Source organism: Rhodococcus sp. 24CO, assembly GCF_050586165.1.
Lineage (GTDB): Bacteria > Actinomycetota > Actinomycetes > Mycobacteriales > Mycobacteriaceae > Rhodococcus_F.
Genome location: NZ_JAZFNF010000004.1, coordinates 264392 through 278473, shown reverse-complemented (window position 1 = coordinate 278473; position 14082 = coordinate 264392). Strand labels below are relative to the sequence as shown.

The following is a 14082-nucleotide window of genomic DNA, read 5'->3' as shown; positions in this document are numbered from 1 at the left end:
TAGGATCGGGTTATGGACAGGACCGACCGCGCCAGCCGGGTGATCGAGGCACCACCGGCGGTCGTCTACGACGCTCTCCTCGACCGAGAGTCGCTCGAGGCTTGGTTGCCGCCGGACGGTATGCGCGGACGGATCGAGCTGTGGGATCCACGGCCAGGTGGCGGGTTTCGCATGGTTCTCACCTATCTGGACTCCACCGATAGCCCTGGCAAGACGTCGGCCGCGACGGATATCGTCGATGTCGGATTCGCCGACCTTGTGCCGCCGGAGCGTGTAGTACAGCGGGCGGTGTTCGAGTCCGATGACCCGTCGTACGCGGGCACCATGACGATGACCTGGCACCTCGCTGCCGCAGCCAACGGGACCGAGGTGACCGTCACCGCCACGGATGTGCCACCCGGCATCGATCAGGCGGCACACGAGACCGGGATCGCCTCCTCGTTGGCCAACCTGGCCTCGTACATCGAAGAGCGCGGCTGATTCAGAACGACGGCGACCCGCAGATCAAGCGCGCAGAAGTTCCTGCGGTGCATTCGAGCCACGATTCGAATGTTTCATCATGGCGCCCGGAGTCCGGCCGGTGACCCTGCGGAAGACCGCGACAAAGGCGCTGGGAGTCTCGTATCCCACGCGTCGGCTGACCACGGAAACCGGAACCCCGGCTGCAAGATAGGTCAGGGCAGCCCGCACACGCACCTGAATTCTCCACTGGGCAAAAGTCATTCCCGTTCCCTGGGTGAAGACGCGGGTCAACGTTCGGACGCTCCCGCCTGCAGTCAGAGCCCATTCGGACAGTGAGCGCTGATCCGCTGGATTGGCCACCAAGGCTTGGGCGACAAACAGCGCTCTCGGATCGGTAGGCATCGGAACCTCGACGGCGGCAACCTCGAGTGGTTGCAGCATGTCGAACGCCACTCGCTCTGCACGACTGCGAGCCTCGTCCGGCATGTTGCGACGATGCATGTGCAGCAGAACCTCCCGTAGCAAGGCACTCACCCCGAACAGCCCAGGCACCGTAGCGGGCGCAGCGTGCGCCTCGGGACGGAAGTACGTGCAGAAGAACTCGGTACCCGGACCTGCCTTGACGGAGTGCAGCACTCCGGCCGGCAGCCACAGGCCCGCCGACGGCGGCACCTCCCACGTGACGCCGTCGGCAACAACGGTGAGCATTCCGCCAGAGTTACCCCAGATCAGCTCATGTTCCGGGTGGCGGTGCGCCGCCCACTGACGCTGATGCGACAACTTCAATGTCACGGTGGTCATCGAATACGGATCGTCGATAACCCGAGGCCCCACGGGCACCAACATTCTCTCCGCAACAGCTGTCATGCAAACGAGTATAGGACTTTCGTTAGGCATACCTAAATAGTAAGTCGAAAGTTTCTGAATGTGACCCAGTAGTTACACATACCTATCGCAGCGCTATCGTGGCGGAACTCCCGACGTCGGGCACACACGAGAACTGGTTGAAAGAGGAGCACGATGGTTGACGCGTCACGGATTCCCGTCATCGTCGGCGTAGGCGATCTGCGATGGAATCCGGATGCCGGGCACCTCGAACCTCTCGACTTGATCCACAAGGCGACCATCGCTGCCCTCACGGACAGTGGAGAGCCCTCGCTCGGTAGCCACACCGACGCGATCTACGCGATCAAGACCGTCAGTTGGTCATACGACAACCTCCCCGAACTCCTGGCAGCCAGGTTGGGCGCTACACCCTCGGTCACCACCACCTCACCGATCGGCGGACACTGGCCTGCGGCACTTCTCGATCGAATCGGCGCTGCCATTGCAGACGGCACATCCTCCGTCGCGCTGCTAGTAGGCGGTGAATCACACGCCACCACAACCGCACTGCGAAAGTCGGGCGTCACTCCCGAATCTCTCGGGTGGGCCACCGAACCGGGCGGCCCTCCCGGTTTCGATCCCGCTGATCTAGGCGGCGCCGACATGCAGCGCGCGGGATTCATCGTGCCCACCCGCGTCTACCCACTCTTCGAGAACAGTTTCAGCGCATCGATCGGCCACGACGCCCAAGCGTCCCTGGACTGGTCGGCACAGATGTATGCCGAGTTCTCAACCATTGCTGCGAAGAACTCGGCGTCGTGGACATCGGAAGTACGCACCGCAGACGAGATCAGCACCGTCGGGCCGGGCAACCGAATGGTGTCCGAACCATATCCTTTGATGCTTAACGCCATGCCCTTCGTGAATCAGGCTGCTGCCGTGGTGATCTGCTCCCTGGCGAAGGCCCTCGAGTTCGGCGTCGACCAAGACAGGCTCGTCTATCTATGGGGCGGAGCTGGGGCCGTTGATCCGCTGGATATCTTGCACAGAAACAACTTTCACAGATCCGAAGCATTGCAGGACACCCTGGACCGCACACTTGGCAACGCCGACGTCAGCGCCGAAGCCCTCGATATCGTCGACGCCTACAGCTGCTTTCCGATCGTGCCGAAACTGTTGATTCACGAGCTCGGGCTGCCAGGTGACACCGTCCCCAGCGTCACGGGTGGTCACTCGTTCTTCGGCGGACCACTCAACAGTTACACCCTCCATTCCTTGACCGAGGTGACGCGCCGACTCCGATCAGGCGACCAACTCGCCTTGGTCCACGGCAACGGCGGATTTCTCACCTACCAACATGCCGTGCTGCTCTCCGCGTCCGCACATGAACGCGGATACGTCGGGGATCCTCAGGCCCGCACCCTCACACCCAATGCACCGGACCTAGTCACTGACTTCGCCGGAAACGCCAAGATCGTAACCGCCACAGTCGAATACAGCAAGGGTGGCGAACCGGAAACCGGATTTGTCATCGCTACGACGCCGGACGGTCGGCGCCTCGCCGGCCACACCGGCCCCGAGAACGCCGCAGAGTTGACGCAACTCAGCGGCACCAATCCCCCAGCGGTGGGTCGCCACGTTCACATCAGCGACGAGAACGGTCGACTCACCTTGAAGTTCTAGCCGAAGTTGGGCCACTTCGGTGGCCGCGCGCTGACGCCCCAGCCGGAGACCCTCACGGAAGTGGATCGACAACCAGCCACTGCACCGTTCCGCCTACGTTCCACAGTGCATCCGGATTGTCGAGAGCGGCCATGTAGGTTGCCCAGCCTGCTCGCTGACGATCTCACTGCTTCTGCCCCGACGGCGGGCTGAGTTCGAGAAACTCGGCCGGGTGCGGTCCTGGCCATACAGGTACGTCATCAGGGGGTGATATTGGTATCGATGAGGGCCGGTCGGTGTACGACCACCGGTCAGGTATGGGCTCAGCTTCCGCCACCACGGCGACTCCGTCCCCCGACAACTTCGTTAGCTCCGCTACCGCAGCCCACCACCGCAAGAACAAGTCCTGAGACTGCCAAACCCGCAACCGCATGACGTACCAGCACCATGTGCCCCCTCCGTCCATCTGAACCCGTGTACGGTCCACCCAGCGCTTAGAACCGTCGGATTCGCTTGGCTAGAGCCATTATTCAACGCGTCGTTGATCGCGATAGTTCTCCCAACTTTAGTCGGAATGTGTCCGAATTACCTCTTGAATCGAATAGACGTTCGAGTATAATTGAGGTCACGGGTGGGGAGGCCTTGATGACTACGTTGAGCGATTTTGTTTCGGTGGGGGATGTTGTAGCCGGTTCGGCCGTGGGTGTGCGTGGCAGGTTGTGGCGCTTGCGTCCGGCCGAGGTTCGGGATGTTGCGATCTCGGTATCTGCGGAAATCATTCGGTTGGAAGCGATTCGGGTTGCCGCAGTCGACGAGTTGGCGCTCAATCCGGATGAGCAGGTGCTCTGCTACCGAGGGGTGGGGCGCTGGTTGGCAGCGAACACGATGCTGCAGAACGCGGCCGGTAACAAGATCGCTGCCCTCGGTGCCGCGCTGCGCGCATTCCCGGATATTGCTGCTCAGTTCGAGGCCGGTGACCTCTCGTTCGATCATGCAGCGATAATCGTCGCGTTCTGCGAATCACCACCAAAAGGCATGCCCGACAACGCTCTACCGTCCTGCATGAAAACCCTTCTCGCTGCGGCGTCCGGGGTGGAAGCCACCACCCTCAAACTGCGCTACGCGATTGCTGTTCTCGAGCGGATCTTCGAATCCGACGAGACCCCGCCCGGTGAGGACGATGATCTCAACGTCTTGCGGATTTCGCCGACGCTCAACGGTCGGGTCGCGATCAAGGGTGATTTCGACGCGTTGACCGGTGAAATGTTCTTATCGGCCCTCTCGAAGTTGTCGATGCCGAAACCGGCCGCGGACGGAACCCCCGATCAGCGGTCGGCAGCTAAACGCACCGCCGACGCCTTCACCGAACTTATCCGCCGCTATCTCGATAATGCTGTCACCGGGGTCGATGGTGGTCAGCGTCCGCATGTGAATGTGCATATCACCGCGAAAGATCTTGCCGAGCATCGCGAATGCGCCACCATGCGAGCTGACAGCGATGTCGCATCGAATGACGACGAGCCTGATCTCGAGGATCTTGACGTCGAGGATCTGGACGTCGGCTACATGCCCTGGATGGGACCACTGAGTGTGAGCCTGACCCGCATGCTCGCGTGCGACTGCATGCTCTCGACCGTTCTGATGGACGGCAACGGCGCACCGCTGGATGCAACTCCACATAAACGCCTCGTCACAGCAGAACAGCGGACGGCACTGATCGCCCGGGACAAAGGCTGCGCCTTCCCCAACTGCGATGCCGTCCCCGCCTGGTGCGACGCCCACCACATAAAGCCGTGGTCAACCGGCGGTCTGACGGTGATGGACAACCTCACCCTTCTCTGCCGAAACCACCACCGATTGATCCACAGCACCAGCGGGTTCCGCGGCATCTGGGAAATCAAAATGGGCGATGATCATAAACCCTGGTTCATCCCACCAGCCGCGATCGACCCGAAACAAGGACCCCGCCGCTCCACCACCCGCCAAGGGCCAGTGCACCGAGACTGAATCCGGCTGCGCCGGAAGTGAATACAGCGCCTAAGCTTCGCATCACCAGTCAAGACGATGCGAAGCCCACACGCATGCCCAGGTTCAAAGATCGGCTTCCCTGATCAGTACCTATTCACGCAAAAACCCGGCACCGCAACAAAACTCACGACACCGGGTTTGCGGGTAACTCACTGCCGATCTGGCAGATGCCTCTAGCCGTCAAGCTCCTCGAACAACTCCATCCACTGCTCTTCAGCAGCTTCCTTGTCCGCGAGAACAGTCTTGAGTTCAGCGCCGAGGCTCTGCAACTTGTCGGGGTCAGTGGCCGCGTCGGCAAGCGACGCATGCAGCTTCTTCTCCCGATCGTCCAGCTTGGCGATCGAGCGCTCGAGCTTCGAAAGTTCCTTACGCGCAGCGCGATCTGCTGCCCCGTCACGAACCTGCTTGCTCTTGGTCGCGCCGCTCGCCGTGGATGCCACAGACGGATTGTCGCCATCGCCCATCGCTGCGCGTCGACGCAGGTAGTCCTCGATACCGAGGGGCAGGTTGGTGAGCTTGCCGTCACCGAAGAGGGCCCAGGTGGTGTCACAGATTCGTTCGATCAGGTACCGGTCGTGTGAGATGACAACCATCGTTCCGGCCCAACCGTCGAGCAGATCCTCGAGTTGCTGGAGCGTATCGATGTCGAGATCGTTAGTGGGCTCGTCGAGGAGCAACACGTTGGGCTCGGCCATGAGAACTCGCGTCAACTGCAGGCGTCGACGCTCACCACCGGAGAGATCCCCCACCGGCGTCCGCTGACGTGCCGGCGTGAAGCCCAGGCGCTCAGCCAACTGACCGGCAGAAACTTCCTTGTCCCCCAAGGTGATTCGCTCAGCCACATCCTTGACTGCGTCGAGCACCCGCATGTCGGTGGGCAGATCGTCGAGTTCCTGCTTGAGCCAACCGATGTGCACGGTCTGGCCCTGAATACGCCGTCCCGCAGCAGGTTCCAACTCACCGGCAAGTGTGCGCAGCAACGTCGTCTTACCAGATCCGTTGACTCCGACGAGGCCGACGCGCTCACCGGGAGCAAGACGCCACGTCAGATCTTCGACCAGGACGCGGCCGTCCGGGGTCTCGAGGCGAGCGTCCTCGAGTTCGATGACAACCTTGCCGAGTCGACGCTGCGCGAACGACGCCAATGCGACGGCGTCACGAGGCGCCGGGACGTCGGCAATCAACGCTTCAGCAGCCTCGATGCGGTACTTCGGCTTGGACGTTCGGGCCGGCGCTCCGCGGCGCAGCCACGCCAATTCCTTGCGCGCGAGGTTGCGTCGACGCTCTTCGGAGGCGTCGGCCTGGCGGGAACGCTCGGCGCGGGCGAACACCCAGTCGTTGTAGCCACCCTCGTAGCTTTCGACGCCGCCGCCGACAACTTCCCAGGTGCGTGTGGCCACAGTGTCGAGGAACCACCGATCGTGGGTCACGACCACCAGGGCGCTCCGACGCGACACGAGGTGCTCGGCCAGCCACTGCACGCCCTCGACGTCGAGATGGTTGGTGGGCTCGTCGAGTACCAGCAGGTCCAGATCCTGGACGAGGGCCGCGGCCAGTGCGACACGTCGACGCTCACCACCGGAGAGTCCGTCAACCTGCGCGTCCAATGCGGAACGCTCGCCGCCGGCGCCGAGGTTGTCGATACCGATGCCCGAGAGCACGGAGCGAATCCGGGCATTGCCTGCCCATTCATGCTGAGCCACACCCAGCGGACCCAGAACGATATCGCCGACAGTGGATCCGGGAGGCAGCACACCGCGCTGCGTCACGACCGCCATCCGCAGTCCACCGACGCGGCTGACCCGACCCGAATCAGGTTCCTCGACGCCCGCGAGGACTTCGAGCATGGTTGTCTTGCCGCCACCGTTGAGGCCGACGACGCCGATGCGCTCGCCTTCCTCGACGCCCATCGACACCCCGTCGAGCAACGGCTTGACGCCGAACGACTTCGACACGTTTTCCAGATTGATCAAGTTAGCCATCAGTGCTGTCCCTTTGCCGCTTTGTCGAGTATTCGTGCTCCGGGAACGGGTCCGCTCGCCACGCGAACGGTGCGGCACACCCCCGCTCCCGCAAGTTCAGCGCTGACGTCTACGGCAGACTGTGCGTCGCTGCAGAGGAAAGCGCAGGTCGGTCCTGATCCGGAGATGATGCCGGCCAGAGCGCCGGCGTCGACGCCGGCGCGCAGTGTCCGGCGCAGCGCCGGATTGAGCGACAACGCCGCCGCCTGCAGATCGTTTCCGAGCAGTGGTGCAAGTTGTCGAGGATCGCCGGTGGTGAGGGCGTGGATCAGATCGTCCGCGTCACCGAGTCGGTTCGGGGTGCCCTCGGCCCGCAGCTTGTCGAGTTCGCGGAACACCACCGGTGTGCTCAACCCGCCCTTGGCCAGCGCCAGCACCCAGTGAAAGGTGTTTCGAGTCAGCACGGGGACAAGCTGCTCACCGCGCCCGGTTCCCAGCGCGGTGCCGCCGTGCAGTGAGAACGGGACATCGCTACCCAACTTCGCGGCAAAGCCGTCCAGTTCACGCCGCGAGAGATCCAATTTCCAGTAAGCGTTGAGCGCAACCAACGTCGCCGCTGCGTCCGCGCTGCCACCGGCCATACCGCCGGCGACGGGGATTCCCTTGTCGATGAGAATCTCGACGTCGGTCTCCACGCCGGCTTCCGCCGACAGCAGCTCCGCAGCTTTCCAGACGAGGTTGGTCCGGTCCGTGGGCACGGCGGCGGCGTCATCGCCCACAACACTGACGGACAAGCCGTCTGCTGCCGACACCGTCACCGTGTCTACCAGCGACAATGCCTGGAATACGGTGGTCAGATCGTGATACCCGTCGTCGCGCAGGTCCCCGACGGCCAGATGCAGATTCACCTTGGACGGGGCCCGGACTACTACAGGGCGGGGAACGACGGAGAGCACAAGGTACAACAATAGGCGCTGCGAACACCTGGGCGAAAACCTACAACCGCCTGACGCTTCATTTGACGGCTCGGACCCCCACTCCAAGCCCGACCACTGCCACGCTCACGGCGGCGACAACTCCGGCCAGAACGCTTCCCGACGCGAAGTCCCCGGCGAATAGCGCGCGCTCGGCATCTACTACGTAGCCCAGCGGGTTGATGTTCACGAGCACCGTCATCCAGCCAGGTGCGTTGTCGAGCGGAAGCATGGTCCCCGAGAGAATCAGGAGCGGGAACATCAGCGTCTGTTGCACCACCCAGAACATCCAATCCTGCTCCCGCACAGCCAGAGCCAAAGCATAGGAAAGGGCCCCGAGACCGACGCCGAACACTCCGAGCAGAACTATCCCGACTGCCGCACCGGCAGCGTTCACGTCCAATCCGAGTGGCAACGCCACGAGAATGATCAGAATCGCCTGCGCCGCAAGTGGAACCATCTCCTTGCATGCCCGCCCGATCAACAGCGACGAGCGTCGCAGCGGCGTCACCAGCATCCGCTCGTGCGATCCCTGCTGCATTTCGATCAGGAGGTTCGAGCCTGTCATCGTCGTGCCGAAGATCGCGATCATCACCAGCACACCGGGGATGAACCAATTCCACACGCCGTCTCCCGTGCCCGGAACACCTTTGAGCAGCGGACCGAACAATGCGAGCAGGATCAGTGGCTGAATGAGACTGAAGACGACGCTGACCGGGTCGCGCAACATCGGCCGCAGTTCACGCCCCATCACTATCGCGCTGTCGCGAACGATGTTGCCGCGCATAGCGCGTGGGGTATCGAGAGTGAGTGTCATGGCAAAGTCCTTATCTGTCGAAGTTCCAGGAAGCCGTAATAGATCTAGGAAGCGACTGCGGCAGCGCTCTCGCGCAGGCTGCGTCCGGTCAGGGTGAGGAAGACGTCGTCGAGCGTCGGGCGGGTGATGTCGGCGGTCAGAGCGCGGGCACCCCGGGCATCCGTTTCGCGCAGTAGTACCGGTAGCGTCGAATCACCCTCGCTCGCACGAATACTCACCATGAGTCCGTCGACGGCGGTCTCCCGCACCGTGACAAGTTGCTCCGCCACCGACGCCGCAACCGCAGCAGCCGCTTCGGTCTCGAACGTCAGCGACAGATGATCGCCCGCAAGGTCGGCCTTGAGCGCTGCGGCCGTGTTGTCGGCGATCACGGTTCCCTCGTCGATGACGATGACTCGTTCCGCCATCGAATCCGCTTCTTCGAGATAGTGCGTCGTCAACACGATTGTCGTGCCCATCTCGCGCCGCAACCGGAGTATGTGATCCCACAAATTTGCCCGGCTCTGCGGGTCCATGCCCGTAGTGGGCTCGTCGAGAAACAGTAGCGGTGGCCGATGCACCAGGCCGAGTGCAATATCGAGCCGTCGACGCTGGCCTCCCGACAACGTGCTGACCTTGCGAGTTCCGAGATCCGCGAGTTCCAGATCGCCGAGAAGTTCGTCCGCCCGAACCTGTGAATCCGCCTTGGACATTCCGTAACACTGTCCCTGCGTCACCAATTCGTCGCGAACCCGCTGGTTGTGGCCGGCGCCGTTGCCTTGCCCGACGTATCCGAGACGCGAACGCACCTCACTTCGCGCGTCGGACACATCAAAGCCGGCGATGCGCGCACTACCGGAGGTCGGTTCGAGCAAAGTAGTCAACATGCGCAACGTCGTCGACTTCCCGGCGCCGTTGGGCCCCAACAGGGCCACCAACTCCCCCTCCGCAACGTCGAGTGTCACACCTTTGACCGCTTCGACAAGGTTCTTCCCCTGCGAAAAGTGCTTGGTGAGCGACTTCGTCTCGATCATCGGACTGCTGTGATTCATGATTGAGCCCCACATTTCTTCTCGATTTCCCGGATGCGGATAAACCTAGAATCAATTGAGGACCGTTACAGTCCTCAATCTCTGCGACACTGAATTTCATGAAGGAGACATCAGCTCGTCTACTGCGGTTGCTGTCGCTACTCCAGACCCGTCGAGACTGGTCCGGCGCCGAACTCGCAGACAAGCTTGCAATCACACCGCGCACCGTTCGCCGTGACGTCGACCGCCTACGCGACCTCGGATATCCGGTGGACGCGACGGTGGGCGTCGGTGGTGGATACCGTCTCGGCGCCGGGGCGGAGATGCCGCCCCTTCAACTCGACGACGAAGAAGTCCTTGCGGTGGCGTTGTCATTACAGTCCGGCGCCACCGGCTCGGTGGTCGGCATCGGCGAGGCCTCGATGCGCGCGCTCGCCAAACTCCGCCAGATCATGCCGCCCCGGCTGCGCTATCGCCTGGAATCGCTGCAGATCGATGTGGTGCCGCGTGAACCGGCCACAAGCGCAGTAGACGCCTCCGTCCTGTCCGCCATCGCATCGGTGTGCCACATCCACGAGCGACTTCGGTTCGACTACGCCACCCATGACGGCACGCAGAGCCGCCGCGAAGTGGAGCCGTACCGCCTCGTGCGCTCGGGCGTGCGGTGGTACCTGGTGGCGTGGGATCTCTCGCGTGAAGACTGGCGATCATTTCGCGTCGACCGCATGGAACCCAAAATTCCTACGGGACCACGGTTTTCGCCTCGAGAACTACCTCAGGGCGGGGCCGCGGAATTTGTATCCCGGGGAGTCGGCCGCGCCTTTTCGTCCACGCGCGCAACAGTTCTACTCCATGCGCCCATCGAACAGATCGCGCCGATGGTCAGCGATCAGTGGGGATCAGTGGAATCCGATGGCGAAAATCGCTGCGTCATAGCACTTTCCGGCACTTCACTTCGTTCCATCGCGCAATGGCTGCGAGCCTTCGAGGCGGACTTCACAGTCCTGAATCCACCCGAGCTGCGCGAGGAATGTCGAACGATCGCCGAAGAGCAGGCCGTAATCACCGCCCGCTATCGTGATGCCTGACAACACTTTTCATTCAGATACAACAAAACCCCAACCCTGAAAGAGTTGAGGTTTTGTTGAGTACGTCATGCGCCGGTTGCCGGCTCACATGGACGACTTAGACGACGGTAACGCCGGTGGCCTGCGGGCCCTTGTTGCCCTGACCGATCTCGAACGCAACACGCTGGTTCTCCTCGAGCGTGCGGAAGCCGCCGCTCTGGATCTCGGAGTAGTGAACGAAGACGTCAGCGCTGCCGTCTTCGGGAGCAATGAAGCCGAACCCCTTCTCGGAGTTGAACCACTTCACGATGCCCTCTGCCATGTAAATCTCCTCTAACACAGTGTCTACGGGCTGTCACTGCGACCGCCCGGGTCACTTACTACGACCGTTCTGAGACAAATCCGTGGAGGATGTCCAAACGCTCGCAACCTAACCATTTGCGAGCGTGGAAACACAAACACAAACACTTACGACCAACACAAGTAGATCATAGATCCTCGACTTTGTCTCGCTCGAGTGTCAGATCACAGTCCGATCCATTGACGACCCGTTGACAGGTATACCCCCTGGGGGTACCTTGAATCTCGAAGCGATACCTACACGGGGTATCCGTACAATAGAGCCAGCCAACCGAAGGGATCTCCCATGACCACCGCTGAATACACCGTTTCCGGAATGACCTGCGGACACTGCGTCGGATCCGTCAAGGAAGAGATCGGCAACATCGCCGGAGTGACTGCCGTCGACGTCGATCTGGCCAGCGGCCGCGTCAGTGTCACGAGTGACGCACCCGTGCCTGCAACCGACATCGCCGCAGCAATCGACGAAGCCGGCTACGCCGTCGTAGACAGCTGATGGCCATGCGCACATCGGCAACACTTGCCGCCTACGCCGGAGGCCTGGTCGTCGTATTCGGCGCCGCCTTCGGCGTGGGGGCGGCCGTCGGAAACCCCGTCGACAGCCCGAGCCACAGCCCGAGCCACGCGCCGGCGTCGAGTACGCCGAACACGCCCGCACCCCATGAGGAAGGTCACCGATGAGTACACCCACCACCGTCGGTAGCGTCGAACTCGCCATCACGGGAATGACCTGTGCGTCGTGCGCCGCTCGAATCGAGAAGAAACTCAACAAGATCGACGGCGTCAGTGCCACGGTCAACTACGCCACGGAAAAGGCCAAGGTCTCCTACCCGGACACCGTCGGGGTCGAAGAACTGCTCGCCACCGTAGAAAACGCGGGCTACTCGGCAGCGCTCCCCACGCCGCCTGCCACCACCGCCGACGCAGACGCGGAGACCCCACAGGATCGTGACCTCCGCGAACTGCGCACCCGGCTGATCGTCTCGACCCTTCTCTCGGTTCCCGTCATCGCGATGGCGATGATCCCCGCACTTCAGTTCACGAACTGGCAATGGCTCTCCCTCACACTGGCGGCCCCGGTCATCGTCTGGGCGGCGCTGCCTTTCCATCGCGCCGCCTGGATCAACCTCCGGCACGGCGCAGCCACGATGGACACCCTCATCTCCATCGGCACCATTGCCGCGTTCCTGTGGTCGCTGTACGCACTGTTCTTCGGCACAGCAGGCGAAGCCGGGATGAAACACGCGTTTTCGCTCACCGTCGACCGAATGGACGGCTCCGCCAACATTTATCTCGAGGTCGCCGCAGGGGTGATCACCTTCGTGTTGGCCGGACGCTACTTCGAGCACAAATCCAAACGCACCTCGGGTGCGGCACTGCGTGCACTCATGGAACTCGGCGCAAAAGACGTTGCAGTCCTGCGAAACGGTGCCGAGGTCAGAATCCCGGCCGAGGATCTCGTCACCGGCGACGTCTTCATCGTCCGCCCAGGTGAGAAGATCGCCACCGACGGAGTCATCACCGAAGGCCGCTCCGCCGTCGACCTGAGCATGCTGACCGGCGAATCGGTGCCCGAGGAGGTAGGCGTCGGCGACAGCGTTGTCGGAGCCACCGTCAACGTAGGCGGCACCCTGTCCGTCCGGGCCACCCGAGTCGGCAGCGACACCCAACTCGCCCAGATGGCAGCACTTGTCGAAGACGCACAGAACGGCAAGGCCGAGGTTCAGCGTCTCGCCGATCGCATCGCCGGAATCTTTGTTCCCGTTGTCATCGCGATTGCCGTTGCCACACTGGGTTACTGGCTCGGCAGCGGCAGCGGAATCGAGATGGCATTCACGGCGGCCGTCGCCGTCCTGATCATCGCCTGCCCCTGTGCGCTCGGATTGGCAACACCCACCGCACTGTTGGTCGGCACCGGCCGAGGCGCCCAGATGGGAATCCTGATCAAGGGCCCCGAAGTGCTGGAATCGACTCGCGCAGTGGACACCATCGTCCTCGACAAGACCGGCACCGTCACCACCGGCCAGATGACACTGCTCGACACCGTCGCAGCCGACGGAACCGGTGTTGATGACGTCTTGCGTTTGGCCGGCGCTCTCGAACATCGTTCCGAGCACCCGATCGCTGCGGCAATTGCCAAGGGCGCCAAGGAAAGAGTGGGCGAGCTTCCCGCCGTTTCCGACTTCGTGAACGTCGCCGGACGCGGCGTGCAGGGAATGGTCGACGGCCACGCTGTAGTAGCCGGCCGCGACGCGTTGCTCGAGGACTGGGCGATGACGCTGCCCGAGAACCTGCGGGCCGCAAAGACCGAAGCAGAAAAAGCGGGACGCACCGCCATCGCAGTCGGCTGGGACGGAGCAGCGCGCGGCGTTCTCGTGATTGCCGACGCCGTCAAGGACACCAGCGCCGAGGCGATAGCGCAGTTGAAGGCACTCGGCCTCGAACCGGTCCTGCTGACCGGCGACAACAAAACCGTCGCCAGGACCGTCGCAGACCAAGTGGGTATCAGCACCGTATTTGCCGAGGTCATGCCAGCTGACAAGGTCGACGCTGTCAAGAAACTGCAGGCGGAGGGACGCGTCGTGGCCATGGTCGGCGACGGTGTCAACGATGCGGCAGCTTTGGCTCAGGCCGATCTGGGTCTCGCGATGGGAACAGGCACCGACGTCGCAATCGAAGCGAGCGACATCACACTGGTTCGCGGTGACCTGCGCTCGGCAGCGGATGCAATCAGGTTGTCTCGCAAGACACTGAAAACCATCAAGGGCAACCTGTTCTGGGCCTTTGCCTACAACACGGCAGCTATCCCCCTCGCGGCGGCAGGACTGTTGAACCCGATGCTGGCCGGTGCCGCGATGGCATTCAGCAGCGTGTTCGTGGTGAGCAACAGTCTGAGGCTTCGCCGGTTCAAGTAAA

Annotated in this window: 14 protein-coding genes; 7 read left to right on the top strand and 7 right to left on the bottom strand. The window is 62.5% G+C overall.

The annotated features are described in order from the left end of the window. Positions 1-12 precede the first annotated feature (12 nt). The gene (locus V2B23_RS11475; RefSeq protein WP_430950453.1) at positions 13-480 is read left to right on the top strand and encodes an SRPBCC family protein; all 468 of its coding nucleotides are present in this window, start codon (positions 13-15) and stop codon (positions 478-480) included. 24 nt (positions 481-504) lie between these two features. Here the strand turns inward: V2B23_RS11475 and V2B23_RS11470 are convergent, their stop codons facing one another. Next, positions 505-1329, bottom strand: coding sequence for an AraC family transcriptional regulator (locus tag V2B23_RS11470; protein ID WP_430950452.1), 825 nt, complete (start codon positions 1327-1329; stop codon positions 505-507). A 153-nt stretch (positions 1330-1482) separates the two neighbouring features. Here V2B23_RS11470 and V2B23_RS11465 point away from each other — a divergent pair, with 153 nt between their 5' ends. Then, entirely contained in the window at positions 1483-2970 is a 1488-nt protein-coding gene (locus V2B23_RS11465) for an acetyl-CoA acetyltransferase (RefSeq protein WP_430950451.1), read from the top strand. Between the two features lie 302 nt (positions 2971-3272). Here V2B23_RS11465 and V2B23_RS11460 read toward each other — a convergent pair whose 3' ends face one another. After that, the gene (locus tag V2B23_RS11460) at positions 3273-3398 is read right to left on the bottom strand and encodes a hypothetical protein (protein ID WP_430950450.1); all 126 of its coding nucleotides are present in this window, start codon (positions 3396-3398) and stop codon (positions 3273-3275) included. Positions 3399-3594: 196 nt separating this feature from the next. Here V2B23_RS11460 and V2B23_RS11455 point away from each other — a divergent pair, with 196 nt between their 5' ends. After that, on the top strand, positions 3595-4956 hold the full coding sequence (locus V2B23_RS11455) for a DUF222 domain-containing protein (RefSeq protein WP_430950449.1): 1362 nt from the start codon (positions 3595-3597) through the stop codon (positions 4954-4956). 194 nt (positions 4957-5150) lie between these two features. On the opposite strand, the gene V2B23_RS11450 is transcribed toward V2B23_RS11455, so the two are convergent. The 4 genes from V2B23_RS11450 to V2B23_RS11435 are packed head-to-tail and all read right to left on the bottom strand — an operon-like array spanning position 5151 to position 9760. After that, a complete protein-coding gene (locus tag V2B23_RS11450; protein WP_033234268.1) occupies positions 5151-6959 on the bottom strand; it encodes an ABC-F family ATP-binding cassette domain-containing protein in 1809 nt (602 codons plus the stop codon). Continuing rightward, a complete protein-coding gene (locus tag V2B23_RS11445; RefSeq protein ID WP_092807000.1) occupies positions 6959-7894 on the bottom strand; it encodes a 4-(cytidine 5'-diphospho)-2-C-methyl-D-erythritol kinase in 936 nt (311 codons plus the stop codon). Before V2B23_RS11445 ends, V2B23_RS11450 begins: the two co-directional genes overlap by 1 nt. A gap of 58 nt (positions 7895-7952) precedes the next feature. Continuing rightward, positions 7953-8729 carry an ABC transporter permease gene (locus V2B23_RS11440; protein ID WP_430950448.1) on the bottom strand — a complete coding sequence of 259 codons (777 nt, stop codon included), beginning with the start codon at positions 8727-8729 and terminating at the stop codon, positions 7953-7955. A gap of 44 nt (positions 8730-8773) precedes the next feature. After that, entirely contained in the window at positions 8774-9760 is a 987-nt protein-coding gene (locus tag V2B23_RS11435) for an ABC transporter ATP-binding protein (RefSeq protein WP_430950447.1), read from the bottom strand. A gap of 98 nt (positions 9761-9858) precedes the next feature. Between V2B23_RS11435 and V2B23_RS11430 the strand changes: the two genes are divergently transcribed. After that, on the top strand, positions 9859-10827 hold the full coding sequence (locus V2B23_RS11430) for a helix-turn-helix transcriptional regulator (RefSeq protein ID WP_430950446.1): 969 nt from the start codon (positions 9859-9861) through the stop codon (positions 10825-10827). A gap of 97 nt (positions 10828-10924) precedes the next feature. Here the strand turns inward: V2B23_RS11430 and V2B23_RS11425 are convergent, their stop codons facing one another. Beyond that, entirely contained in the window at positions 10925-11128 is a 204-nt protein-coding gene (locus tag V2B23_RS11425; protein ID WP_033234264.1) for a cold-shock protein, read from the bottom strand. A gap of 324 nt (positions 11129-11452) precedes the next feature. Here V2B23_RS11425 and V2B23_RS11420 point away from each other — a divergent pair, with 324 nt between their 5' ends. From V2B23_RS11420 to V2B23_RS11410, 3 genes are read left to right on the top strand one after another with little or no spacing between them, the layout of a single operon-like run. After that, a complete protein-coding gene (locus V2B23_RS11420) occupies positions 11453-11662 on the top strand; it encodes a heavy-metal-associated domain-containing protein (RefSeq protein ID WP_430950445.1) in 210 nt (69 codons plus the stop codon). A gap of 5 nt (positions 11663-11667) precedes the next feature. After that, on the top strand, positions 11668-11847 hold the full coding sequence (locus V2B23_RS11415) for a hypothetical protein (protein ID WP_430950444.1): 180 nt from the start codon (positions 11668-11670) through the stop codon (positions 11845-11847). Next, complete coding sequence (locus V2B23_RS11410) at positions 11844-14081, top strand: heavy metal translocating P-type ATPase (protein WP_430950443.1); 2238 nt, start codon at positions 11844-11846, stop codon at positions 14079-14081. The genes V2B23_RS11415 and V2B23_RS11410 overlap by 4 nt, the downstream gene beginning before the upstream one ends. Position 14082: the final 1 nt, after the last annotated feature.